This window comes from Desulfoprunum sp. (assembly GCF_053613775.1).
Genome location: NZ_JBSHXH010000004.1, coordinates 1,664,253 through 1,690,567 on the forward strand (window position 1 = coordinate 1,664,253; position 26,315 = coordinate 1,690,567).

General features: G+C 60.2%; 20 protein-coding genes and 1 pseudogene. 2 read left to right on the top strand and 19 right to left on the bottom strand.

Annotated features, from left to right (window positions below):
* Positions 1–53: 53 nt before the first annotated feature.
* From ACWGKN_RS11525 to ACWGKN_RS11550, 6 genes are all read right to left on the bottom strand, one after another.
* The gene (locus ACWGKN_RS11525) at positions 54–1,997 is read right to left on the bottom strand and encodes an ASKHA domain-containing protein (protein ID WP_452095239.1); all 1,944 of its coding nucleotides are present in this window, start codon (positions 1,995–1,997) and stop codon (positions 54–56) included.
* 328 nt (positions 1,998–2,325) lie between these two features.
* Positions 2,326–3,120 (bottom strand): cytidylate kinase-like family protein, encoded by a 795-nt coding sequence (locus tag ACWGKN_RS11530; protein ID WP_452095240.1) that lies wholly within the window; start codon positions 3,118–3,120, stop codon positions 2,326–2,328.
* A 44-nt stretch (positions 3,121–3,164) separates the two neighbouring features.
* On the bottom strand, positions 3,165–3,347 hold the full coding sequence (locus ACWGKN_RS11535; RefSeq protein ID WP_035230214.1) for a hypothetical protein: 183 nt from the start codon (positions 3,345–3,347) through the stop codon (positions 3,165–3,167).
* 100 nt (positions 3,348–3,447) lie between these two features.
* Positions 3,448–3,591 carry a hypothetical protein gene (locus ACWGKN_RS11540; RefSeq protein ID WP_424253854.1) on the bottom strand — a complete coding sequence of 48 codons (144 nt, stop codon included), beginning with the start codon at positions 3,589–3,591 and terminating at the stop codon, positions 3,448–3,450.
* 69 nt (positions 3,592–3,660) lie between these two features.
* Positions 3,661–4,551, bottom strand: coding sequence for a bifunctional methylenetetrahydrofolate dehydrogenase/methenyltetrahydrofolate cyclohydrolase FolD (gene folD, locus ACWGKN_RS11545; protein ID WP_035230218.1), 891 nt, complete (start codon positions 4,549–4,551; stop codon positions 3,661–3,663).
* 92 nt (positions 4,552–4,643) lie between these two features.
* Positions 4,644–6,416 carry a formate--tetrahydrofolate ligase gene (locus ACWGKN_RS11550; RefSeq protein ID WP_035230220.1) on the bottom strand — a complete coding sequence of 591 codons (1,773 nt, stop codon included), beginning with the start codon at positions 6,414–6,416 and terminating at the stop codon, positions 4,644–4,646.
* 428 nt (positions 6,417–6,844) lie between these two features.
* On the opposite strand from ACWGKN_RS11550, the gene ACWGKN_RS11555 reads away from it, so the two are divergent.
* Positions 6,845–8,770, top strand: coding sequence for an ASKHA domain-containing protein (locus ACWGKN_RS11555; protein ID WP_452095241.1), 1,926 nt, complete (start codon positions 6,845–6,847; stop codon positions 8,768–8,770).
* A gap of 37 nt (positions 8,771–8,807) precedes the next feature.
* Here ACWGKN_RS11555 and ACWGKN_RS11560 read toward each other — a convergent pair whose 3' ends face one another.
* From ACWGKN_RS11560 to ACWGKN_RS11620, 13 genes and pseudogenes are all read right to left on the bottom strand, one after another.
* Entirely contained in the window at positions 8,808–10,313 is a 1,506-nt protein-coding gene (locus tag ACWGKN_RS11560; protein ID WP_052160022.1) for a sensor histidine kinase, read from the bottom strand.
* 82 nt (positions 10,314–10,395) lie between these two features.
* Positions 10,396–10,782, bottom strand: a complete 387-nt coding sequence (locus ACWGKN_RS11565; RefSeq protein ID WP_035230225.1) for a response regulator — start codon at positions 10,780–10,782, stop codon at positions 10,396–10,398.
* A 48-nt stretch (positions 10,783–10,830) separates the two neighbouring features.
* Entirely contained in the window at positions 10,831–11,757 is a 927-nt protein-coding gene (locus ACWGKN_RS11570; RefSeq protein ID WP_035230227.1) for a methylenetetrahydrofolate reductase, read from the bottom strand.
* Entirely contained in the window at positions 11,757–12,422 is a 666-nt protein-coding gene (locus tag ACWGKN_RS11575; RefSeq protein ID WP_035230231.1) for a methylenetetrahydrofolate reductase C-terminal domain-containing protein, read from the bottom strand. Before ACWGKN_RS11575 ends, ACWGKN_RS11570 begins: the two co-directional genes overlap by 1 nt.
* Positions 12,423–12,442: 20 nt before the next feature.
* Positions 12,443–12,871, bottom strand: coding sequence for a hydrogenase iron-sulfur subunit (locus ACWGKN_RS11580; protein WP_424253909.1), 429 nt, complete (start codon positions 12,869–12,871; stop codon positions 12,443–12,445).
* A gap of 97 nt (positions 12,872–12,968) precedes the next feature.
* A pseudogene (locus ACWGKN_RS11585) lies at positions 12,969–16,598 on the bottom strand (FAD-dependent oxidoreductase); the annotation flags it as partial.
* Positions 16,595–17,461: a CoB--CoM heterodisulfide reductase iron-sulfur subunit B family protein gene (locus ACWGKN_RS11590; RefSeq protein WP_052160026.1), complete on the bottom strand. Its 867-nt coding sequence runs from the start codon at positions 17,459–17,461 to the stop codon at positions 16,595–16,597. The pseudogene ACWGKN_RS11585 and the gene ACWGKN_RS11590, both read right to left, overlap by 4 nt.
* Entirely contained in the window at positions 17,458–18,021 is a 564-nt protein-coding gene (locus ACWGKN_RS11595; RefSeq protein WP_035230235.1) for a 4Fe-4S dicluster domain-containing protein, read from the bottom strand. Before ACWGKN_RS11595 ends, ACWGKN_RS11590 begins: the two co-directional genes overlap by 4 nt.
* Positions 18,011–19,558 carry an ATP-binding protein gene (locus tag ACWGKN_RS11600; protein ID WP_452095242.1) on the bottom strand — a complete coding sequence of 516 codons (1,548 nt, stop codon included), beginning with the start codon at positions 19,556–19,558 and terminating at the stop codon, positions 18,011–18,013. Before ACWGKN_RS11600 ends, ACWGKN_RS11595 begins: the two co-directional genes overlap by 11 nt.
* Before the next feature lie 14 nt (positions 19,559–19,572).
* Positions 19,573–20,460 carry a methylenetetrahydrofolate reductase gene (locus ACWGKN_RS11605; RefSeq protein WP_052160028.1) on the bottom strand — a complete coding sequence of 296 codons (888 nt, stop codon included), beginning with the start codon at positions 20,458–20,460 and terminating at the stop codon, positions 19,573–19,575.
* A gap of 669 nt (positions 20,461–21,129) precedes the next feature.
* Positions 21,130–22,923, bottom strand: coding sequence for an NAD-dependent malic enzyme (locus ACWGKN_RS11610; RefSeq protein ID WP_424253848.1), 1,794 nt, complete (start codon positions 22,921–22,923; stop codon positions 21,130–21,132).
* An 838-nt stretch (positions 22,924–23,761) separates the two neighbouring features.
* Positions 23,762–24,298 carry a rhodanese-like domain-containing protein gene (locus ACWGKN_RS11615; protein ID WP_452095243.1) on the bottom strand — a complete coding sequence of 179 codons (537 nt, stop codon included), beginning with the start codon at positions 24,296–24,298 and terminating at the stop codon, positions 23,762–23,764.
* A gap of 23 nt (positions 24,299–24,321) precedes the next feature.
* Positions 24,322–24,876 (bottom strand): MauE/DoxX family redox-associated membrane protein, encoded by a 555-nt coding sequence (locus ACWGKN_RS11620; protein WP_424253844.1) that lies wholly within the window; start codon positions 24,874–24,876, stop codon positions 24,322–24,324.
* 286 nt (positions 24,877–25,162) lie between these two features.
* Between ACWGKN_RS11620 and ACWGKN_RS11625 the strand changes: the two genes are divergently transcribed.
* Positions 25,163–26,314 (top strand): ABC transporter substrate-binding protein, encoded by a 1,152-nt coding sequence (locus ACWGKN_RS11625; protein WP_452095244.1) that lies wholly within the window; start codon positions 25,163–25,165, stop codon positions 26,312–26,314.
* Position 26,315: the final 1 nt, after the last annotated feature.

Sequence of the window (26,315 nt, forward strand, 5' to 3'; positions counted from 1 at the left end):
GTCTTCTGGGTGAACTCCCCGGTACAGCGGGCAATCCCTCTCCAGATCGACTGTTATTGTCTTCCGCGCCCCTCGATACGTTGCTTTGTCCGCGGGAATTTCTCAATCTCCGTATGCGGCAGGAACATCGCCGCCACATAGTTGCTCATATAGGAAGGTGTTTCGGACAATTCAAAATTTGTCATTTTCTTCGTCACTTCCACCACATCCTTACGAATCCTTTTGGTCAGCGAGCTCATTCGAGCACCCAACAGCGATCCGTTACCGATAAATGTCACCCGGTCTGCCTCGATCTCCGGCAGAAGGCCTATGGTCATTGCCCGGTCGAGGTCGATATAGCTGCCGAAGCCGCCGGCCAGGATAATGTGTTCTATCATGTCCATCGTCAGGCCGACCTCTTCCAGTAGCGTCATGCAGCCACTGTAAATCGCCCCCTTCGCCCTGATCAGATTATCGATATCCGGTTCGGACAGGGAAATATCACGGTCGATCTGCGTCTCCTCGCGCCAGGCAAGGACGTATTCCCAGATTCCATTGTTGCTGCGGATGCGAGGGGTGTTGAGATCGCGGTTGAAATGTCCCCGGTTGTTGATAACCCCCATCTCCAGCATCTCAGCGGTCATGTTGATCAGCCCTGAGCCGCAGATCCCTTTCGGCCGGATATTGCCGATGGTCAAAAGCATCGGTTCAAACGTTACCGGATCGAGCGAAAAATCCTCGATCGCTCCCTTGGAGGCCCGCATCCCGAATTCGATGCCGCCGCCCTCGAATGCCGGCCCGGCGGAACAGGCGGTGCACGCCAGCCAGTCCCTGTTGCCGATAACTATTTCGGCATTGGTCCCTATGTCGAGGTACAGCGTCAGCTTCTCGCTCCGGTACAACCCTGACCCCATGACTCCGGCGACAATATCGCCACCGACATAACTCGACACCACCGGGTAGAGCAGAGCGATGACCTTGGGATTGATATCGATGCCGATAGTCGCGGCGCTGAATGGGGGATAGAGCGACGAGGCCGGAACATAGGGAGCCCTTCTGAGGTAACGGGGCTCAATATCCACCAATAATTGGGTCATGGTGGTATTGCCGGCCAGGGTGATGGTCGCGATGTTGTCACCATCGACCTTGGCCTGGCGGAGTATCTCCCCGATGACCTTGTTGATCGTAGCGACGACGACTTCCTGCAGCTTTTTTCGTCCCTCAGGTTTTTCGGCATAGATGATACGACTGATGACATCCTCGCCGTAACTGATCTGACCATTAAATTCGCCGTATTCACCAAGGCACTCACCACTGCTCAGATCGATCAGCTGACCGTAAACGGTCGTCGTACCGATATCCATCGCGATCGCGTAATTCGCCGCCGTGGTGTCACCGGGCTGGACATCGATAATCAGGGTTTTGCCATCGTCACGAACAGGGCGAACCAAAGTAACGGTAATCCTGAAGTCGTTATGGCGAAGGACATCCGGTAATTTTCTGATGACCGCCAGTGTCAGTTCCAGCTTGTGCTCATCGCCCTTCAGCTTGAGATATTCGATCAATCTCGTGACATCCGGCATATTGTTCTGCACGTCCGGCGGCGGCAGTTCGAGGTATATTTTTTCAACCGGAGGAATAAACAACCCCTGCTCTTTCAGACTGTTGAAATCAACATGCTTGATTGTGGCCTTGCGCCGCGTAGACGCCTGCTTGTTGAGCACACTGACATCGATCGAGGACTCGACCGGAATGCGGACCACCACATCGGCGATAACCTCGGATAGGCAGGCGAGACGGTAGCCTTTTGCTACATCTTCAGCACTGAGCCTCTCCGAAACGCCGCCGGCAACCTCTCCCTCTTCGATCAGGACCCGGCATTTACCGCAGACACCTTCACCTCCGCAGGAAGCGTTGATATGGACCCCGGCATTGAGAGCGGCCCGGATCAGGCTCTCCCCGGCAGGCACTTTTATTTCCCTGCCATGAGGCAGGAATGTCACCTTGTTCATTTGCATGTGTCGATCCAACACGGGTAACCGGACCGCTCGAAGCTGAACCGAAAATTATCAAAGACGGGAGACAAAGAATAATGAGAGAGAAATATCATAGTAGAGATTTTTGGCGTCATGGCAGGAAGGGAAAGGATTTGCTTAAATATACACGAGTTCTCAGATAAACAATCATTCTTTTTGTTCGAGTATATCATCATTTGTGTTGATAAGAACCTTTCCTATCTCCTGATGACCTGAATAAAGCCCATTCTCGGTTTCTTCGACAAAAAAGCAACAATCGCCGATCAAACATCATCTAACTATCTATCATATCATTCGATTCAACAACCGCTCAATAGTAGGGAGCTATCCTGATCTCCAGCGATCCCATACCTTCCATGCCGGCAAGGGCCTTTTCAATTCTTGTGACGATCGCCGGTGACTGTTCTTCGGGGGCCTTGACATGGACATGAACCCGACCTTCGTCGACAAAGACACCGGCGGTCGGGAAATCAAACAGTGCGGCCCTGACCTCGGCGGTGAGCGCCAGATCTCTTATCCGCCGAACAGAGGCATCGGTCGGGAGGTAGCACGGAAAACTGACCGCCTTGATGATCAACTCAACAGCGTTATCGACGCTCATGGCACTGATGTTGAGCACCATGTCATACAGCCCCGGATCGACGATATCGATACCGTACAGCAATAACGCCCACTTGCGTCGCTCCTCATCGTCGATCCGCAACTGCCTTCGCGCCTCATCACGGGATATCTTCGCCCGTTCCGCCTCATCCGCGACCCGCTCTTCCATGTCGGCAATGATGCGTACCTTCAGGACGTGAGCGACGTCACGGAGAAAGAACTGGCCGGCCACCCCATGATAGACATACATGTCATTTTTGAGGTGCTTCAAAATCGACGCGGAGATGAAGTTGACAAAACGCTCCCGACCGAAGGATTGTCGTTCAAGGATCTGGACTGCATATTGGAAATTATGCATGATCTTCAGTTCAGGGATATCGTACTCCTTGCTCGACTCAAGTATCGTATCCCTCGAAATGCATGCATATCCCAGGTCCGCGGCTACTTTAAGCGCAACTTCCTTGCCCCGGTAATAGCTGCCCCGGGATATGCTGATGATCGACATTGCCCTCTCCTTGCCTCAGGTGATTGTCATCCCGAGAAAAGCCTTTATTGCCCCGATACTTTGCAGCTTTTTGGATCGAAGGTCGCCTTGCATTTGGGGCATGTAGCCTTTTTATCGATCTCATCGGAAAACATCTCCATCTCCGCCTTGCAGGCAGGACAGGCGACTTTGATCGCACTCAACGACTTGTTGCTCTCAAAACCCGGACAATGCTGTTGATCTGTCATGACAATTCTCCTTCTTCATTCAATTCATCCAACGGATGCACCATCTCATCATTACCTTCCCCTTGTCGTTGATATAAGGGAGCGACCGGAATCATCAGGGTCATTCATTCTCCCGACGTTCTTTTTTCCGTCGCTCCTTCTCCTTGAAGTGGATGGCACAGGATGAGCGGTACTTGCAGTAAAAAGCCGCATCGTTGCAGAAAAGGCAGGCATCACAGAGATAGTATTTATGTTTGAGACACATATGGGACGTCTCTACGTCCGGGTGATTCCTGCATTTTCCCATTACACCATCTGTCGGCCCCCACCGCGCCTATGCGAGGCGCAGCCAGGCCGATTTCACCGTATTCTTCATCAGCATTGCGATCGTCATCGGGCCGACACCACCAGGTACTGGCGTGATCTTGCCGGCAATTTTCTTCGCCGCCTCAAAATCGACGTCGCCCTTGAGGATCGCCTTACCCGTTGTTTCGTTGACCCCGACCCGGTTGACACCGACATCGATAACCGTAGCGCCGGGTTTGATCCACTCGGGTTTGACGAGATCAGGCACGCCGGCGGCAACGATGAGGATATCGGCCCGCTTGCAGTGGGCGGCGAGATCCTTGGTCCGGGTATGAACGATGGTCACCGTGCTGTTGGCACCCGCTCCTTTCTGGGCCATCATCATCGCGATCGGCTTGCCGACGATGTTCGAGCGGCCGACAACGACCACCTCGGCTCCCGAAGTTTCGGTGCCGGAGCGGACGATCAGTTCCTGAATGCCCGCCGGGGTACAGGGCGGGTACTTGACCTCGCTGCCGCCGATCATCAGACGGCCGACGTTGACCGGGTGGAAGCCGTCGACATCCTTGTCCGGATCAATGGCGTTGAGGACCTTCTTCTCATCGATATGCTTGGGGATAGGCAGCTGAACGAGGATGCCGTCGATGGTCGGGTCATTGTTGTATTTGTCGATCAGGGCGAGGAGGTCGGCCTCGGAGATGTCCACCGGCTGGCTGTCCTGTACCTCATGGAAACCGAGTTCCTCGGCTGTCTTGATCTTCAGGGTCACGTAGCTGATCGAGGCCGGATTCTCGCCGACCAGGATAGTGACCAGCCCCGGGCCCCTGCCATGTTTGGCCTTCATCTGCCTGACTTCTTCGGACAACTCCGCAAGGATCTCCTTGCGGATCTGGGTTCCGCTGATAAGCTCTGCAGTCATGCTGTTCTCCTTCAGGTTGAAAATACTAAAAAACCTTCTGTTACCGGCGGGTTGACGGTAAATTGGTCCGCCCGCCGGTCATACCTGATCGATTAGAACACACCCTTGACCTTGCCGGTCTCGACATCGACATCGACCCGCTTGAAGGCCGGGTTGGAACTGGTCCCAGGCATCAGGCTGATGGCCCCGGCCACCGGCACGATGAAACCGGCGCCGCCATAGGTCAGGACCTCGCGGATGGTCAGCCGCCAATTCTTCGGCACACCCTTGATTGACGGATTATCGGAGAGCGACAGGTGGGTCTTGACCATGCAGATACCCATTTTGGACAGTTTCGGATCGGCCTGGAGCCTCTCGACGGATTTGGCGGCCGCCGGAGAGAAATCAACGCCATCGGCGCCGTAGACCTCCTTGGCGATCAGTTCGATACGGTCCTTGATCGGCATATCGAGATCGTAGAGGAATTTGAAATCATTCTTGTCTTCGCAGGCCTCGACCACGGTCTTGGCGAACTCGATGGCACCTTCGCCACCATATTCCCAATGCCTGGAGAGGGCGACCCTGGCGCCTTCGGCCTCGCACAGCTCACGGACCTTGGCGATCTCGGCATCGGTGTCGGTAAAGAAGGCATTGATACAGACGACCGGGCTGATGCCGGCCTTGCGGACGTTGCGGATGTGGTGGATGAGGTTGGCACAGCCCTTGGCCACCCACTCGACGTTCTCGGTCTTATACTCTACCGGCATGGCCTTGCCGGGGACCGGCACCGGAGCGCCGCCATGGCACTTGAGGGCGCGAATGGTGGCGACGACAACGGCGCAGTCCGGTTTGAGGCCGGAATAGCGGCACTTGAGGTTCCAGAATTTCTCGAAGCCGATGTCGGCACCGAAACCGGATTCGGTTACATGGTAGTCGGCCAGCTTGAGGCCGATGCGATCGGCGATGATCGAGCTCTGGCCGATGGCGATGTTGGCAAACGGGCCGGCATGGACGATGACCGGCTGCCCCTCCAGAGTCTGCATCAGGGACGGATTGATGGCCTCGACCATCCAGGCGGTCATCGCCCCGGCGACCTGCAGGTCCTCGGTGGTCACCGGTTTGCCGGTCTTCGAGTAGGCGACGACGATCTTGCCCATTCTCTCCCGCATATCCTTGAGGTCGGTGGCCAACGACAGGATGGCCATGACCTCGGAGGAGACGGCGATGCCGAACTTCGATTTCATCATGAAGCCGTCGGTCTTGCCGTTGACGCCGTCGATGCCGATGATGATGTTGCGCAGGGACTGGCAGCAGAAATCCATGATGAAGCCCATCTCGACGTTGGTCGGGTCGATGTCGAGCCGCTTCATGCCGGACAGCCGCTCCAGCTGCTCGTCATTATAATTCCTTTCATGCTGCAGCCTGGAGGTCAAAGCGACCATGGCCAGGTTGTGGGCGTTCATGATGGCGTTGATGTCGCCGGTGAAGCCGAGGGAGAACGGAGTCAGCGGGATACACTGGGCGAGACCGCCGCCGGCTGCCGAACCTTTGATGTTCATCGTCGGCCCACCGGAAGGCTGACGGATGGCGGCACAGACCTTCTTGCCTATTTTGCCCAAACCCTGAACAAGACCCATGGAGGATGTCGATTTGCCTTCGCCAAGCGGCGTCGGGGTGATGGCGGTAACGTCGATGTACTTGCCGTTCGGCTTGTCTTTCAAGCGTTCAAGCACCCTACGGAAATCAATCTTGGCGATGTAATGCCCGTGGGGAAGCAATTCATCCTTGGTGAGGCCCAACTGCTCGCCGATCTCGTAGATCGTCTTCATCGTTTTTTCAGCGTCTTCAGCAATTTCCCAGTCCTGGTGTTTTGTTGGATCTAACATATGGAATTCCTTTCACGTTGTTTCGACCCACGGGATGGCCAAAATTGATTGATGAAGTTCTGCATCAGAATGTTGGGCACAATTCGCCCAACCTGCAACATTCCCACACTGCTTTCCCCCGGATAATCGCCATTCTCGCTGCCCGAGGCCCCCGACCGCCTCAGATCAGCCCTCATTCCGGAGACATACCCTTCCCTTATCGCCAGAAAACATTAAAAAACGGGCAACCACGCAATCCATTGAGTTGTAAAGTTTAATTGAAAGAAGTTGTAGCTTAACGACCACGTCAAAGCAACTCATTTCTTCATGGGAAACAGCATTCTTACTGATAAATAAATGTGATATATATATTCAGACATATTAATCGACCGCACCTATTTTCCCTGGTATTCTTGTCATATGCAAGTATTTTTTCGATGAGGTTGAAAATGACTCACCGGATCCGGTTTCTCCCTGAAAATGTCTCTATCGATGTGGAGACTGACGAGAGTATCCTGACGGCCGCTGCCGCCGCCGGTATTTATATACACGCCGCCTGCGGCGGCGAGGGTGTCTGCGGCAAGTGCAGGATTCAACTGGAGCGGGGGGACGTCAGGAACACCCACGGGACTGGTCTGACCGAAAAGGAATATGGTGAGGGCATCAGGCTGGCCTGCACCTCCAGAGTCGTTTCCGACCTGGTCGTTCGCATCCCGGATACCGTCGGCGCGGATGGCAGATCCCTCGCCTGCCGGCCGAAGACCACGCGGCCCTTATCGGCCCGATCCCTCGAGACGCTGGTCGGCACATGGGAAACAGCGCCTCCGGTCCGCAAGATCGCCCTCCAGCTGCCGCCGCCGACCCTGGACGACAACATCTCCGACATGCAGCGCCTGCTGCGCGGCATCCGCCAGACGCTGCCCGATAGCCCCGAACCGTATTACGACCACACCGAACTGCTGAAGGAACTTCCTTTCATGCTGCGCGAGGCGAACTGGCACGTCACCGTCATCCTCCTGCACGGCAAACACGCCGAAGATCCCGAGACCATCATCGCCGTCGAGGAGGGCGACACCACCGACCGGCTGTACGGGCTGGCCTGCGACATCGGCACCACCACCGTCTGCGGGCAGCTCATCGACCTCAACACCGGCGCAACGATCGCCGAGTCCTCGAGCTACAACGCCCAGGTGTCCTGCGGCGCCGACATTATCTCACGCATCATCTATTCGCTGAAGGATCACGGCCTCAAGACCCTGCAGAACAAGGTCGTCTCCACCATCAATACCGTGATCGAGGATGTCTGCCGCAAGGCCACCATCTACCCCAGCGACATCAGCTACATCATGACGGCCGGCAATACCGTCATGGCCCACCTCCTCCTCGGCATCAGCCCGAGGTTCATCCGCGAGGCGCCCTATGTGCCGGGGATCAGCATCTTCCCGCTGACCAGGGCGGCCGAGCTCGGGATCATGGCCCACCCCTCGGTACGGATCTACCTCTACCCCTGCGTCTCCTCCTATGTCGGCGGCGACATCGTCGCCGGGGTGCACGCCTGCCGGATGCATGACAGCGATGAGATCAGCCTCTTCATCGACATCGGCACCAACGGCGAGATCGTCGTCGGCAACCGCGAGTGGCTGATCTGCGCTGCCTGTTCGGCCGGTCCGGCCTTTGAGGGCGGGGGCATCAAGTACGGAATGCGGGCCAGTCCCGGGGCCATCGAGAACTGCCACATCCACCCCGAAACCCTTGACCCGATGATCGTCACCGTCGGCAACACCCTGCCGCGCGGCATCTGCGGCTCGGGGTTGATCGCCATCGTCGCCGAAATGCTGGCTACCGGCATCATCGACCAACGCGGCAAATTCAGCCGCTCTCTGAAGCACCCGCGAATCAGACAGGGGACGGACGGATGGGAATTCGTGCTGGTCTGGTCGCGCGATTCTCTGACCGGGGAGGACATCGTCCTGACCGAAATCGACCTCGACAACCTGATCCGGGCCAAAGGGGCCCTGTTCGCCGGCTACCAGACCCTGCTCGAATCGGTGGGGCTCAGTTTCGACAATCTCGACCGGGTCATCCTCGCCGGCAATTTCGGCGCCCATATCGATCTCGAACGGGCCATCGCCATCGGTCTGCTCCCCGACCTCGACCGCAACCGATTCTTCTACCTCGGCAACGCCTCACTGCTCGGCTGCCGGATCAGCCTCACCGACCAACGCCGCTTCATGGAGCGGGCACAGGTACGGTCATTGATGACCAACATGGAACTCTCCGACAATCCCGGCTTCATGAACCATTATGTCGCGGCGCTGTTTCTGCCGCACACCGACCTGAGGCTTTTCCCGACCGCCGGCAGGAACCGGGCCTGACCCCGCCCGGCCGTCACCGGGACAGCTTGAGAGATGCTCACTCGACGACGGCCATCTTCTCCATCGCCGCCACATCCACTTCGGCCAGCGGGAAATGGAGGGAGAAGGCGGTGCCGACTCCCGGTTCCGACTGCACGTCGATATAGCCGTTGTGGGCCTCGACCACGCTCTTGACAAGCGCGAGCCCCAGGCCGGAACCGGTGATGTGGCGGGTCGCCTTGCCCTTGACCCGGAAGAAGCGGTCGAAGATATGCGGCAGGTCCTCCTTGCCGATCCCGATCCCGGAGTCCCGGACGACGAGACAGGCCTGGCCCCCGGCCAGGGAAGTGGCGATCTCTATCCGCCCCCCTTCCGGCGTGTACTTGATCGCATTGGAGATGATGTTGAGGAAGGCGGTACGGAGGTGATCGTAATCGACATTGATCCACCAGTCCTGCCGGCAGGGTTTGTATTCCAGCTGCAATCCCTTGCCCTGCGCCTGCGGAGTGACGATGTCGATGATATCGGCAAGGATTTCGTGCCCCCGCACCGGTTCCAACCGGAAGATCACGGTGCCGCTCTCGAGCTTGGACAGGTTGAGGAGGTTTTCGATCAGCTGCAGCAGATCCCGGGTACGGACGATCATCCGTTTGTGCAGGGCGTTGCAGGAGTGCAACGCCTCATACTGACAGTCGACCTGGAGGGCGTAGATCATCTGCTCGATCGAAGCGAGCGGCGATTTCAGTTCGTGGGCCACCATCGCCACGAAATCCGATTTCATCCGGTCGATTTCCTTGTGGGTGCTGATATCCTCGAATACCGTCACCGATCCGAGGATCCCGCCACCGCTGGACCGTACCGGCGAACAGTGGGCCCGGAGGAAACGACGGGAGATCGATCCGGGAGCGAACTCCCGGGTCACCACCTGCGAGCCGTCGATGGCCTCGCAGACCATTTCCACCGCCGCCCCGTCCCTGATCGACGCCGCCAGCGGCTTGCCGACGACCGGATCGGTCTGGATCTCGAGGATGTTGATGGCCGCCGGGTTGTGGTGGACCACTACCCCTTCGCGATCGGTGATGATCACCGCCTCGGCCATACAGCCGAAGACCGTCTTCAACCGGCTCTGTTCCTGGTTGATCGCCGCCAGGCTGAGGGTGCGCTCCTCGCGGAGCTGTTCCGCCTCGGCCTGCAGCCGCAGCTTGTCGACCGCCTTGCCGACGACGATCCTGATATAATCGGGGGTGAAGGGTTTGCCGACGAAGTCGAAGGCCCCCTGCTTCATCGCCGAAACCGCCTTCGACACCGTCGCGAAGCCGGTGATGACGATAACCTCGATTTCCGGTCGGTTCTCCTTGACCCAGTTGAGCACGGCGAAGCCGTCGATGCCCGGCATCATCAGATCGAGCAGGAGGATGTCGCACCTCCCGGCCCCGATCATCTCGATGCCCCGTTCACCGCTTTCAGCCTTGGTGATGACATAGTCCTTTCCCGCCAGGGCCCGTTCAACCCCGTCGCGGATTACCTTCTCATCGTCTACGATCAGGATGCGGATTGCGTCCATAGCTCTCTCCGGCCGGCGAGTAACGTTCACCGAAGCGCCCCCGGTTCCCTCCCGGGCCAGCGAAGGGAACCGGAAAACCGGATCACTTCAGCCAGTGTTTGATAAGATTGAGAAGCTCCGTCGGTTCGACCGGTTTCGGCATGTAATCCTCGGCCTGACTCTCCAGCATGTCACGGTGGGTGTAGGTGCTGGTCGTGACCCGGTCGGCCACCGCCGTCAGCAGGATGATCGGTATCTTCGCCGTTTGCGGATCGGCCTTGAGCTTGGCGCAGGCCTCGTGTCCGTTCATCACCGGCATCATCACATCGAGGACAATCAGATCGGGTTTCTCCTCGGCCACGGCCTCGAGCCCCTCGGCCCCGTCATAGGCCACCCGGACATCGTAGCCCCCGTTCGCGACTATGACCTTGACCGCCTCGACAAAATCAGGATCATCATCCACCAACAGTACCTTTTTCTTGTCAGCCATATCTCTCCTCCATTGGTCGTACAGCGTTATCTTGCGGCTTCTTTTGTCTCAGTCTACAACCGGCCGGGGCAGTAATCCAGCCCCACCGATGATTTCCTGCAGTTTTTCCTCCCATTCGATCGCCATCACATGGACCCCGGCGATCCCCTCCATCTCCTTGAGCTGATGGATGAGTTCGATGCACATCTCAATGCCCTTGGCGGACTGCTTCTCCTTCGGTTCGTCGGCAATGCGCTTGATCACCGCGTCGGGGATGTCCATGCCGGCGACCATCTTCTTCATGAACTTGGCCATCCCGGCCGACTTGAGCGGAGTCACCCCGGCCAGGATCTTGACCTTCTCGTGCAGCCCCTGGCGTTTGGCATCCTCCAGGTAGACCTTGAACTTGTCGAGATTGTAGATGCACTGGGTCTGGACGAAATCGGCACCGGCCATCATCTTCATCTTCAACCGGGGCACCCTGATCTCGAACGGGTCGGCGAAGGGGTTGACCGCGCAGCCGATGAAAAACTTCGGCGCCCCATCGAGCTTCTGGCCGGACGGGAAGGTTCCCTCGTCGCGCATCGTCTTGACCAGATGGATCAGCTGCATCGAGTCGATGTCGAAGACGTTCTTGGCCTGGGGATCGTCGCCGAATTTCTGGTGATCGCCGGACAGGCAGAGCATGTTGCGCACCCCCAGCGCCGAGGCCCCGAGCAGGTCGGACTGCAGGGCGATGCGGTTGCGGTCGCGCACCACCATCTGCAGCAGGGGCTCGATCCCCATCTCCTTGAGCAGCATGCAGCCGGCGACCGAGCTCATCCGCACCACCGAGGTCTGGTTGTCGGTGACGTTGCAGGCGTCGACGTTGCCCTTGACATAGGCCGCCTTCTTCCGCACGATCTCCGGATCGGCGCCGCGGGGCGGACCGCATTCGGCCGTCACGGCGAAATGGCCGGCGGCGAGGACCTTTTCCAGATTGCTTCCCGCTTTCATCAGATCATATCCTCCCTGACAATGCGGCGAGGGCCGCCATCTCTTGAGGTGTTCCATCCCTTGTAGGGTTTCAGCCTGGTGTAGTTGTCCATCTGGTCCAGCGCCTTGAGCCGGTCGATGATCAGCTGCCAGCCGCAGGGGGTGTCCTTGCCGACCTCGCAGTGCCCCTGTACCGATCCGCCGCAGGGCCCATGGAACAGCGACTTGGCGCAACGGGTCACCGGGCAGATCCCCCCGGTCAGGTGCAGCACGCAGTCGCCGCAGCCCTGGCAGCGCTCGGCCCACTCGCCCTGGCGTTCGGTGACACCGAGGAAACCGGTGTTGATCCCCGGCAAGAGCGGCGTGGAGGTGTACTTTTCGGCCAGGAACTGGATGCCGGCGCCGCAGGCGATCGACAGCACCGCCTGGTAGTCATGGACATAGGAGCGCATCTGTTCGATATACTCGGGATCGCACTGGCGCTCGAGACAGACCTCCTTGATCGTTATCTTCTTTCCCGCGGTCTCCCGCGCCAGGCGCAGGGTCGAGGACAGCACCTGGACCTCCTTCTCCCCGCCCACCCGGCACACCGTCACGCAGCCATAGCAGCCGGCAACGACAATCCGGTCATAGGGATCGACCATCTCCAGAATCTCCTCGATGGGTTTCGGCGTTCCTGTGATCATTGCACTCCTCCTGAGGCCGGTCAGGCCGCGTTCTTCCGGACGATATTGATGGAACTGGGGCCCAGTTCCCGGATCCGCCCGACGAATTCATTGACATAGGCGGCGAATTTCGCCCCTTCGCCGGCACTGAGATTGAACATCCGGATCCGGTCGCCGCCGATGCGGATGCTCTCGAGAATCTTTGCCACCCGGGCGACCCGGGCCCGGGCCCGGATATTGCCGGCAAGATAGTGGCAATCCCCCTCCAGGCAGCCGATGACCATCACCCCGTCGGCGCCGTTCTCGAAGGCCTCGAGCATCAGCGTCTCCTCGATCCTCCCGGTGCACGGCAGCATGACGATGCTGGTCGACGCCGGGTACCGCCTTCTTTCCGAACCTGCCAGGTCCGCAGCGGTGTACGCTCAATGACGACAGGCAAAGATGATGACGTTGGCGGTGAACTCATCCATCATGCGACTCCTCCACGGTAATGGCTTCCGGCTTCGCCTGGGCGTAGGACCGGATCTTGGCCTTGAGATTGATATCCTGGTAGCGTCCGAGGGTGATGGCCTTGGCCGGGCACTCGGCGACACAGATGCCGCAGCCCTGGCACAGGGCCGGATTGATCTCGGCGGTATGCTCGGCGTTGATGAACGGCACGCCGTAGGGGCAGGCCCGGACGCAGGTCAGGCAGACGGCGCAGTGGGTCGGATCGACCCGCGACACGACGCCGGACAGCCGCAGGTTCTTCTTCGACAGCAGGATCGCGGCCCGGGCCACCGCCGCCTGGGCCTGGGCGATGGTCTCCGATACGTCCTTCGGGGCATGTACCGTCCCGGCCATGAACAGCCCTTCGCTCGGCAGGTCGACCGGCCGGAGCTTGGCATGGGCCTCGATGAAGAAACCGTTGCTGTTGCGCGGCACCCGCAGCATCGAGGCCAGTTCCTCGGTATCGCGGGGCTTCATGCCGGTGGAGAGCACCAGCAGGTCGGGGGCCAGCGACACCTTGCGGCCGATCGACGGATCGCGGACGGCAACCCGGATCTCCCGGTCCTCGACCTCGATCTCCGGCGGATTCTCCTCCGGGTCGAAACGGATGAAATTAATCCCGAGCCGCCGCGCCTTTTGATAGTGGAGTTCACCGAGACCGTAGGTGCGCATGTCGCGGTAGAGGATGTCGATGCGCGCCGTCGGGTTGATCTCCTTCAGGTGCAGGGCGTTCTTGACCGCCTGGTTGCAGCAGACCCGCGAACAGTACGGCAGGTGGGCCTGGGTTCCGGCTGTCGTTGCCGACGTATCGCAGGGCGTGCCGGTATCGGGCTCGCTGTAGGAGGCCTGCTGCACCGTGGCCCTGGAACCGGCGCACTGCAGCATCACCACATGGCCGGGAACCATGTCCCGGCCCCCGAGCAGACGGGCCTCGAAATCGGTCTGGGTCATGACCCGGTCGGCGGTGCCGAGACCGTGGAGATCGGGCCGCGCCTCCTCCGCCCCGGTGGCGACGATGATCGCCCCGTGGGCGATGGTGCGCAGCGCCCCGGTGGGGGTCATGATATCGGTCGAGAAGGCGCCGACGAAGCCGGAGTGTTCGACAACCTCGGAGTTGAGGAAGACCCTGATCCGTTCATTGCTCTCGACCTGTTCCTTCAGCTCCAGCAGATAGCGCGAGAAATCCTGGCCGCCCCAGGACCTGCCGAGGTGCTGCACCTGGCCGCCGAGGGTCGGCTGCCGCTCGATGAGAGAGACAGTGAAACCCTGCCGCGCGGCCTCGACCGCCGCGGTCATCCCCGCCACCCCGCCGCCGATGACCAGCAGGCCGGGATTGACATCGAACTCCAGTTCGGCCAGCGGTTCGGCCTGGCTGGCGTTGGCCACCGCCATCCGCACCAGCCGCCGGGACTTCTCGGTGGCCATCGCCGGGTCGTTGGGGTGGACCCAGCTGCACTGGTCGCGGATATTGGCCATATCGAAGAAATATTTGTTGATCCCGGCCTGCCGCAGGGTCGACATGAACAGCGGTTCATGGGTGCTCGGCGAGCAGGCGGCGACCACCAGCCGGTTGAGACGATGCTCGCTGATGATGGCCCGGATCGATTCCTGTGAATCCTGGGAACAGGTATAGAGCGGATGGCCGGCGTAGACAACGCCGGGCAGGCTCTTGGCATATTCGGCCACGGCGGCGACATCGACCACCGAGGCGATGTTGGTGCCGCAGTGACAGACGAAGACCCCGATCCTCAAGTCCTCCCCCGCCTCCGGCACCCGTTCCGCCGGCAGGGCCTCGACCGTCACCTCGGTCCCGCGCGCCGGCGCCAGACCGGCCGAGGCCGCCTGGGCCGCACCCGAGGCCTCGATCACCGTCTCGGGGATATCCTTCGGCCCGTTGATCACGCCGCTGACATAGATGCCGGGCCGCGATGCGGCCAGCGGGGTAAAGTCCTGCGACACGGCAAAACCATAGCGGTCGAGCTCGATGCCGAGCGTGGTCGCCAGTTCCCTGGTCCTGGCGGCGATCTGCACCCCGACCGACAGCACCACCATGTCGAAGTTCTCGGTCACCCGCCAGCCGGAGCCGTCGACGTAGCGCAGTTCGAGATCGCCGGTCTGGGGATCCTCGAAGACCCGGCTGACCATGGCCCGGACGAAGCGGATGTTCCGCTCCTTGGCCCGCTCGACGTAGGCATCGAAGTTCTTGCCGAAGGAGCGCATGTCGATATAGAAGATCGTCGGTTCGATGGCGCTGTCGTGCTCGCGGGCGATGTAGGCCTCCTTGGTGGCGTACATGCAGCAGACCGAGGAACAGTAGTCGCGGTCGCAGCTGTGGTCGCGGGAACCGACGCACTGGATCCAGGCGATCTTCTTCGGGTGCCTGCCGTCACCGGGCCGCTGCACCGTCCCCGAGGTCGGCCCGGAGGCCGACAGCAGGCGTTCGAACTCGATGCTGGTGACGACGTTTTTATAGTGGCCGTAGCCGAATTCGCCGCGCCTCTTGGCATCGAAGACCTCGAAGCCTGGGGCGAAGACGACCGAGCCGACCCGGACCTCGCGTTCACCGCCCTTGAGACCGTAATCGATGGCCCCCGGGCCGCAGACCGACCGGCAGATGCCGCAGGCCCCGGTATTGAGGTGGACGCAGCTGGCCTCGTCGATCACCGGCACCCGCGGCACGGCCTGGGGATAGAGGATATTGACGGGATGGCGCAGGTTCAGCCCCTCGTTGAAGGTGTTGTAGAGCGGCTGCGGCGTCCTGTTGGTGACCTGATCGATGGCCAGGAAGGAGACCGGACAGACCGAGACGCAGGCGCCGCAGACCTGGCAGGTGTCGAGGCTGGCCTCGATGCCCTCCGCCACCATCTTCAGGGCCCCGATCCGCATGACCTTCCTGCAGGTCATGGCGCAGAGGCCGCAGCGGATGCAGTTGCGCTCGTCGCGTCCGGCCATTTCCTTCTTCAGCGCCTCGGAACGGGCGACGATGGCGGCGCCCAGGCCCTTGTCGATCTCCGGCGCATCCGCGATCGTGACCGCCGAGAACTTCTCCGGGCAGGCGACGAAGCAGGCACCGCACCCGGTACATTTGTCGGCGATGACGCCGGCGACCCCGCCCTTCTCCCACTTGATCGCCCCGTGCAGGCAGGCCCGGAAGCAGCTGCCGCACTTGCTGCACTTCTCCGCCGCGACCTCGAAGGTCCAGGGGTGGAGGCGTTGCGGCAGCGGCGACCCCGGCCCGCGGATGGTCCGTTTTTCCCGGCTCCCCTTTTTCTTTTCCCCTTCCGGGAGCTCCTGCGGGAAATAGGAGATCTGGGTCACCGGGCAGGCCAGTTCGCAGGCGCCGCAGCCGGTGCACTTGCCGATATCGACATAGCGGGCGTGGCTCTTGATGGTGGCGGTGAAATTGCCGGCCTCGCCGGTCAGTCCGGTCACCTCGCTCCAGGTCAGCAACTCGATGTTGAGATGCCGCCCGACTTCGACCAGCTTGGGCGAGACGATGCACATCGAGCAGTCGTTGGTCGGGAAGGTCTTGTCCAGCTGGGCCATCTTGCCGCCGATGGCCGGCGAGCTCTCCACCAGGTAGACCTTGAAGCCGGCATTGGCGAGATCGAGGGCCGACTGCATGCCGCTGATGCCGCCGCCGATGACCATCACCGCCCCCGACAGGGGCGACGTGGGTCCAGATTGCTGCGAGTGTTCCCTGTTCATCGTGGGCCCTCCCCGGCGGGTGCAGCCTGGTTGAAGTAGCGGTTGAGGAGGGTGGGGTCGATCAGGTGGACTTTCTGCTGGGCGGCGGGATACGTGCCGCTGATGGCCGCCGTCACGAGCTCCGTCGCGAAAAAGACCGGCAGCGCCGCCTCCCCCTGGCCCAGATCGAGCTGTCGGCTCTCGACGTTCGCCTGGCACATCGGACAGTCGGTGACGATCGCCTTCGCCCCCGCCCGGCGCGCCGCCTGCACGATATCTCCGACCAGCCTGACGGCGATGTCCGGCCGGGTCAGGGTCAGGCTGCCGGAGCAGCACTCGGTGCGGTGCGACCAGGATACCGGTGCGGCGCCGACCGCCCGGACGATCTGCTCCAGGCTGCTGGGCATCTCCCAGTCCGTGACCCCGGTGACCCGGGGATTGCGCAGCGACAGACAGCCGTAATAGCAGGCCAGCGGCAGGCCCTGCAGCGGCCGGGGCACCTTTTCCCGGACCCGTGCCAGCAGGTCGGCCCTGGCCATCAGCGTGCTGATGTGGACAATCGCCGGCGGCGACGCGTAGTCCTCGACGTCCCAATAACCAGGGTCGGTCCGCAATGCCTGGTCGGCCGCCTTGAGCCGTTGGAAGCAGGCGGCGCAGGGCACCAGGATGTCGAGGCCGACCTGCTGCGCCAGCAGGAGGTTGCGGATCGGCAGGCGCATGCCGACCTCATGGTCGGTCATATGGGCCGACGAGGCGCCGCAGCAGTTCCAATCCGGGATCTCGACCAGCCAGATCCCCAAATCCCGACAGAATTGCCGCACCGAGTGGTCGTAATCCCGCGCCGACCCTTCAAGAGAACATCCGGGATAGTATGCGAATTTCATCGGTCATACTCCTTTCCCTTGCCGGAGAAGATCTGCCGCACTTCGGCCTTGCCCTTGATCCCCTGCGGTACCAGTTTGAGCTTGCCCTTGGTAAACATCTGCAGGCCGAGTTTGAGGTCGCCCATGAGATCACCCGAGCGCAGTTTGTACCCGGCGAGCATGCCGATCTCGTAGGTCCGCCCCCAATGTTTGACTGAATCGAGGAAGGACCGGTGCAGCATCGGCACCCGCGGCTCGGCCGGAGTGATCCCCTTCTTCAGGGCCAGCGACCGGAGGACATCCATCAGGCCGGCGATCTCGATCTCGTTGGGGCAGCGGGTGGCGCAGGTCTCGCAGGCGGCGCAGAGCCAGATAGTCTTGCTCTGCAGGAGGACATCCTCGGCGCCGTAGGATGCCAGACGGACGACCTCCATGACCTGGAGGTCGAAAAAATCACCGATCGGGCAGCCGGACGAGCAGCGCCCGCACTGGAAACAGGCGTGGACATCGATCCCCATCGCCTCGAGTTTGTTGAGAAATTTCTGGCTACCTGCTTCCGTAGGAATCAATTCACTGTTCATGGTCTCCTCCAGTGAGGTTTTCCATTACCGCCGGGAACCTGAGGGAAAAGACAGCGCCGCCTCCGGGCTGCGAGGTGACCCTGATAATCCCCTTGTGTTCCTTGACGATCGCATACGACACCGACAGACCGAGGCCCGTGCCCTCGCCCGGGTCCTTGGTGGTGTAGAAAGGATCGAAGATCTTCTCGAGCCTGTCCTCCTCGATCCCCGGACCGGTATCGGAGACGACGATCTCGACGATGTCCCTGCTGGCCCGCGTCCGGCTCACGATCCTGATGGTCCCGTGACCTGCCATGGCCTGGGCGGCATTGACGACGATATTCATCACCACCTGGTTGAGCCGGATCGAGTTGCCGAAGATCGGCAGCAGACCCTCCTCGAGGTCGAGCTGCATCTCTATGTTCTGGAAAAGCGGCTGATTCTTCAGGACCCCGATGGTCTTGCGGACGATGTCGTTGAGATCGACCAGGGCCATGTCATAGGTAGTCTGGTGCGAGAACTCGAGCAGGTCGGCGACGATCACCTTGCACCGCTCGGCCTCGTGGATGATGACGTCGAGGTCCTCGCCGCTGGGATGCCCGTCGCCAAGCGCCTCCTTGACCAGATTGGCGTAGAGCATGATGCCCGACATCGGGTTGTTGATCTCGTGGGCGACACCGGCGGCCAGGCGGCCCAGTCCGGCCATCTTTTCCGACTGCATCAGCATGTTGTGGGTCTGTTCGAGGTCCTCCTCGATCTTCTGCATCGCCCGCAGATCGGTGAAGATGCCGAAGGTGGCGATCTCCTGCCCCCGGTCGTAAATAATGCCGCCGGAGAACCGCACCGGGATCATCTGCTCGTCCCGGTTCTTGACCATCAGCTCGTGGTGCAGCAGTCTGCCCTTGCCGCCGTAGTCGTCGCTGCGCATCCGCTTGATCAGCTCATAGGCGACCCCCTCGTTATAGAGGCCGGTCACGTGGAGACCGGCGAACGCCTCTTCTTCGGTATAGCCGAGCAGGGCCTGCGCCCCCTGGTTGAACAGGATCAGCCGGCCCTTCATGTCGGCGGCGATGATGCCGTCGACCGAAGAATCGATCAGGTTGTGGAAGAAGGCGTTGCGCCGCCGCAGTTCCGCCTCCAGTTTTTTCCGTGCCGTGATATCGATCAGATAGAGAAGATAGTAATCCGGTCGGGCCGGGGGATAGACCAGAACGACGTCGATCTCGGTGTGCTGTCCGTCTTCCCTCTTGATCTCGATCTCGTGCCGGAACTGTGACATCTTCCGGCCGGCCGGGGAGTCGAGGAAATCGGCGATCAGCCTGAACAGGCCGGCATTTTCGACGTCGAGGACCTCGGCAATGGAGGCATCGACGATGTCCTCACAGGGCATGTCGAGGAAATGGCAGGCCGCCGGGTTGGCATAGATGACCTGATGCCCGATGCTTACCACCATCACCCCGTTCGGGGTCTCCTCCAGGATCTGGTAGAGGTAAAGATTCGACCCGAAGTCCCTGGTCATTCCCGCCAGGACTTTTTCCGCCTGCGACTGACCGCCCATACCCTGTGACCCCTTCAGCGGCCGAGGAGGTCGAGGATGTCGGGCAGCCGGTCTTTCCAGCCAATGGCGAGGATGACGATCCCGTTGGCGATCGGAGCGATTTCTCTGATGAAATCGGCGCCGATGGTCAGCCCGGCATCCTGCTTGACCGGGGCGTCCATCATTTTCTTCAGGTACTCCTGGGGGATCGAGGGTACCCCCTTGAGGTTGTTGAGGTAGCGGATCATCGTCACCGATTTGAGCAGCATCACCGAAAGGTAGAGGTTGATCCCCGTCTCCTCGGCCACCGGCAGGAACTGTTCGATGATATTGATGTCGTAGGTCGGCCCGAGACAGACCGAAGACACCCCGAACTCCTGCATTCGGCGGATATGGTCGATCTGGTCGCGGTTACGGCTGGCGTCGTCGGACAACTCGAGCGAAACCCCGATGCGGAGCGACGTCGCACCGTCGAGCTTCTCGCCCCCGAGATCACGGCCGGCGTTCAACGACGAGGCGCATTTGAGCATCGTCGGCAGATCGAGGTCACCGCTGGTTCTCGCGACCGGCTGGTCACCCTCCGCCGGGTCGTGCCCCTCCTTGATCACAATATCGGTAATGCCGAGCGCCGAGGCCCCGAGCAGATCGCCCTGGAACGAGATCCGGTTGCGGTCCCGCCCATTGACCACCATCACCGGCTCGAGACCTTTCTCCTTCAGGGCCAGACAGGGGGCGAGCGGCGACATCCGCATGATGGCGTGTTCGCTGTCGGTCACGCGGATCGAATCGACCCTGCCCCTGAGGCTCAGCGCCGATTCGACAAAACCTTCGAGATTGGTCCCTTTCGGTGGATCAATTTCGGCAGCAAGGTAATACGGTTTATCGCTCTTGCGGCCTGTGTCCGATCGATGTGCAGCTTCCATTGAACCTCCTGTACAGTGAGCATACAATGCCCGACGGGCCTTCTGCCGGATGTCATGATGCGGCCGTGCTTTTCCGATCGATCCGGAAGGTCATGGCACGGCGCTCCTCGCCGACCAATCAATCATTTTTATTGGACGTAGATTTCAATAATATTCATTAATATTACTCGCGCCGATCACTTCAATCGCCCTCAGGCTATGCCGGGAAGGCCAGATACCGGCAAATTCAGGATGTGCCCGGCCCGCGCCCGCACGCGTGCGAGCCAGTAGTCAACGAAAAATTAGAGTGCCACCTGAACAGGTTCTACCAACCTCCTCGTCCGGAAACGGCTGGACACAGGAGGCTTCTACCGGTCTATCAAAAAACCATGCAGTATATTTGATCCTCCGCCCCCGAGTTCAGGGCAGTACCTACGGATAGAGCCTATAGTGAAAAACATAATGAAAAAGGAAAATTACATGATAAACACAATTAAATCGACCTACCATGCAGCTGAATTGTACCCGTAAAAAAAAGAAAATACCACTACAATGGTATTTTTTTCTACACGTTGGAAAAAGAGCTTTCCCGGTACTTCGATTGAAGGCCGCAAACGACAATGGGCCCTCCTTCAGGGAGGGCCCATTATCCAGGTATTAGTCGAAAATGATGGAAGAATTCAATCCCGGCTAGACATAGGGCTGATATTCGGGTTCATACATCAGGCTGATGATATAGCCTTCGAGGTCCTCCGGTCGCTGCCGGGAGGCCAGGCCTTTGGTGTAGGCGAGATCGGCGACCGCGACGGCGATCGCCTGGGATACCTCCCTGATCCGCGGCAGCGGCGGGTAGACCCGCCCGACCCGGAGGTCGGTCTCCGAGACCTCGGCCGCCAGGGTCCGGGCGGCGACCAGGAACATCTCGTCGGTGACACTGGTGGCCCAGCTGGCCATGACCCCCATCCCCACCCCGGGGAAGATGTAGACGTTATTCCCCTGGCCCGGCCTGAACCTCTTGCCGTTGACCACGACATCGTCAAACGGGCTGCCGCTGGCGAAGATGGCCCGGCCCTCGGTCCAGGTATAGGCCTCCTCGGCCGTGCATTCCGTTTTCGAAGTCGGATTGGAGAGGGAAAAGATGATCGGTCGCTCGTTGATCCGGGCCATGGCCTCGACGACCTCGCGGTTGAATCTCTTCGATTGCCCGGAAACGCCGATGATCGCCGTCGGCCGCAGGGACTCGACCGCCGCCAGAAAATCGGTACAGAACTCATGATCGTGGGCATAGGTAAGCTTATGGCCGATGAGATCGGCACGGCTCCTGACGATAAGTCCCTTGGAATCGACAAACCAGCAGCGGCGGCGGGCCTCCTCCAGCGACAGGCCGGCATCGACCATCGCCGAGACCATCAGATCGCCGGTGCCGATACCGGCCTCCCCGGCCCCGAGGAAGAGGAGTTTCTGGTCCGTCAGGTTGCCGCCGGTGATGCGCAGGGCCGAGAAGATGCCGGCGACGGTCACCGAGGCGGTGCCCTGGATATCGTCGTTGAAGCAGCAGACCTCATCGCGATATTTCTGCAGCAGCCGGAAGGCGTTGCGATTGGCGAAGTCCTCGAACTGGATCATCGCCCCGGGATACAGCTGCTGAACGGCGAGGACGAATTCCTCGATCAGATCATCATAATCCTCGCCCCGGACGCGCGGATGCCGGCAGCCGATATAGAGGGGATCCTTGAGCAGCACCTCGTTGTTGGTGCCGACATCGATGGTCACCGGCAGGCTCAACGACGGCTGGATACCGCCGCAGGCGGTATAGAGGGCCAGTTTGCCGACCGGGATGCCCATGCCGTCGGCCCCGAGATCACCGAGCCCGAGGATACGCTCGCCGTCGGTGACGACGATGATGCGGATATCCTTGCGGTGCCAGTTGCCGAGGATTTCGGCGACTCGCCCCTTGTCTTCGATCGTCAGGTAAATGCCGCGCGGCCGGCGGAAGATATGGCCGTACTGGAGACAGGCGAGACCGACCGTGGGGGTATAGACGATGGGCATCAGGTCTTCGATATTGTCGAGCAGCACCCGGTAGAACAGGGTCTTGTTCCGATCCTGCAGGCTGGTGAGGAAGATATAGCGCTCGAGGTCGGTTGGCTTCTTGCGAAGATTCCACAGTACCCGTTCCACCTGTTCGTCGATGGTGTGGACCCGCGGCGGCAGCAGCCCCCTCAGCCCCAGGGCTTCACGCTCCTCGATGGTAAAGGCCGTCCCCTTGTTCATGGCCGGATCGCGGATCAGATCGAAGCCGGTCGGAAAATTGCCCAACCGGTTTTTCATCCTCATCCTCGCCGCCGCGCCGGAGGCGCTCCCCTTCTTCAACATCGACTGAAGGCTGATGCGTCCGAGAAATCTGGACATGGTTTCCTGGTCGATCAGATCCTTCTCGAAACGAAGAACCACATCATTGTCTTCATAGATAATCTTGTACATTTCCAGTCCTCGTCTTCTCGAAACGGTTGCATATTCCCTGCAGGTCGCAGGATAGCCTTGAGGTTCCAACCCTGGGAGGAGAGAGATCCCTCCCAGGTGCGGGATCCAGCTGACCCTACCCTTCCCTCCTGGCCATTGCAATCCTCATTTTTGGCGCCGCCGGCCGTGTTTTTTCCGGTGCCACGGCAGGATCAAATATGCTCAACGATTTTCAGTTGTTAAAAACAGCGATGACAGGCAGGGCGGTTTATAAGTAATTCTAATATCGGAACGGAAAATTATTGCAATAGATGGTATCCATTGGACAAAGAAGGAGGGACGGAGACGATTGAACGTTTAATTGTTCGAGCGTTTAAGCGTTTAAACGTTCGACCATTTAATCGTTCGTGCGTTTGAGCATTTCATCGTTCACTAGTTTAAAAGCTAAAGCGTTTAAACGTTTGACCATCATCCGCGGTTTCAACGGGAAACGGTTGACAGAGGAAAACGGTGCCCTGGCGACCGGGAGATTACGGCCAAAGGCGACCAGTGGCCGAAACAGCAGATCGAGGATTGATGGTCGGGGGCACGCGGTTCCGTCTAACGCTGCAACCGGCGCCGCAGGTGACGAGCGTTGGCGCAAGGGAGCCGCAGACCGGTTCGGAACAGGCTGGAGAGCGATTGACTCGAGATCCATGATCAGTGATTGACACAGGTGACCTGCAGACGGCGCCCGCCGCCGGCTGCAGAGCGCGTGGGAGACGAATCCGGGGGGATGATCGGGATCGGAAGAGGCCTGGGCAATGCGAGCGACCACCGCTGGAGAGGGTTCCCCCTCCCCGGCGGCATTCCGTAACGATCACTTGACGGTATCGACCGGATATCCGGCGCCCTTCCAGGCGAAGATGCCGCCCGGATGGCGGAACACGTTGGTATAGCCGAGTTTTCTGGCCCACACGGCACCGTTATGACTGCGCGTGCATTTGACGAAACCGCAGTAGATCACGATCGTCCGGCTCAGGTCGGGCCCCAGCAGCGCCTTGAAATCGTCGATACTCTTGCCGTCGGTCTGCTTGGCGTCCCATTCCTTCATGTCCGGGATCGGGAACAGAAACTGCTTCGCCCCGGGAATGTGGTTCTTCCTGTACGAATCCTCATAGGGCATGGTGTCGACGATCAGCACATCGTTTCCGGCATCGATCATCCCCTTCAGCTCGGTGGTGGTGACTATGCCGTAGCCGCCCTGCTGCACCTCCCGGGTCAGCTTCACCGCCTCCTGTTCCCTGGTGATCTCTTCCTTGAATTTGTCGGTGCCGAAGGCGAAGGCCGAGACACTCAGGCCGAAGACCACCAGACCGACCACCACTCCCTGCAACATTCCTTTTTTCTGCTTCATCAGAATTTCCTTCATGCAAACGGTTATCGTATAAGACGACCGGCCCGCAATCGGAACCGGCCGCGACTCCAATAGATGAATGCCACCGCCGCCATCATCGCCGCATCCCTGGCCAGGGCGCTCCTGAGACTCTTGTAGGCCTGTTCCGGGTCTTCGGGACCGAAACAGCCGCAGTCGATATCGAGGCCCAGATGGATCCCGTAGCCGAGAACGGCGATGAACAGCACCAGCATGGCGGTGATGGCCGAGAGGCTGCCGGGAATGGCGAAAACGAGGCCGACCCCGGCGACCAGCTCTGCAAACGGCAGGAGTATCGCCACCGGTGCCACCAGGGCGTCGGGCAGCAGCCCAAAACCGGCAATGATCTCGGCGAATGTCGCCGGGTCGAGGAGTTTGATCGCCCCGGAATAGATGAAGATGCCGGCAAGGACCAGCCGCACGCCGCGTTCCAGCACCAGGAGGGGCAATCCGGCCATCCCCGGTCGGCGCCCATCGCTCTCTTCCGTCATCACCATCCGTCCCCCCTTTTCCGCTCGCTTCCCACCCGTGGCATCGACATCGATGGCGCCTATTTTCACCAAAGAATTTCCATATTGTCAAATAGTAAAATCCGATAAAAACTGACGTAACCGATAGATATATTTTTTATTTTATCGGCAAGAGAAGATCGCTTTCAGGATATCCCCAGTCACCGGCGGTCGCGGTCCCGGCAACTTTTCTGTTGCAACTTTACCGTGCATTATCTAGGTTGCGATTTTCCGTCGGGTCAGGCGTGGTCGCCTCTCGACAAGGACTGCGGCCCGTGCAGTGTCGGCGGACCGTTACCGCTTACCAAGGGGGAAAGCGTGATGAAAAAAACTGCTGATGGCCCTGATTCCCGCCGGCCTTCTCGCCGCATCGCTGGCGATGGCCGCTGAACCCGTCAAGATCGGCATGGTCACGACCCTGTCGACCAAGGCCGGCTATCTCGGCGAGGAGATCCTCGACGGCTTCAAGCTGGCCATCGCCCAGGAGAACGGCACCCTCGGCGGGGTCCCGGTGGAACTGATCGTCGAGGACGACGAGGCCAAACCGGAGAAGGGCAAGCAACTCGCCGACCGGCTGGTCAAAAAGGACGGAGTCAAGATCATGACCGGCATCGTCTTTTCGAATGTGGCGATGGCCGTCGTGCCGAAGGTGATCCGGGAGGACGTCGTCTTCCTCAGCGCCAACGCCGCCCCGTCGCAGCTCGCCGGCAAGGGCTGCCACCCCAATTACTTCAGCGTCGCCTACCAGAACGACAACCCCGACGAGGTCGTCGGCCAGTACGTCACCGAGGCCGGGCACAAGACCACCTACCTGCTGGCCCCGAACTACCCGGCCGGCAAGGACCACCTCGCCGGGTTCAAGCGCTACTACAAGGGTCAGATCGCCGCCGAGGTCTACACCAAGCTCGACCAGTCCGACTATGCCGCCGAGATCGCCGCGATCCGCGCCGCCAAGCCGGAGGCGGTCTACTTCTTCCTGCCCGGCGGCATGGGCATCAACTTCGTCAAGCAGTACAGCCAGGCGGGGCTGATCGGCACCATCCCGCTGTACGGTCCGGCCTTCTCCTTCGACGAGCGGATCCTCAAGGCGGTCGGCGCCGCCGCCCTCGGGGTCAAAAACGGTTCCCACTGGGCCCACGATCTCGACAACCCGGCCAACAGGCAGTTCGTCGCGGCCTACCGCCAGGTCTACGGCAACACCCCGACGCTGTATGCCAGCCAGGGTTACGATACGGCCCGGCTGCTGGCCGGCGCCCTCAAGGCGGTGGGCGGCGATCTCACCAGGATCGACGAGTTCCGGGCGGCACTGAAGAAGGCCGAGTTCGAGTCGACCCGCGGCAACTTCGCCTTCGGCAACAACCAGCACCCGATCCACGACATGTACATCCGCGAGGTCATCAAGACCCCGAGCGGCGACTACACGAACAAGACCGTCAAGAAGGTCTTCACCAACCACGTCGATGCCTTCGCCGGCGAATGCGCGATGTGAT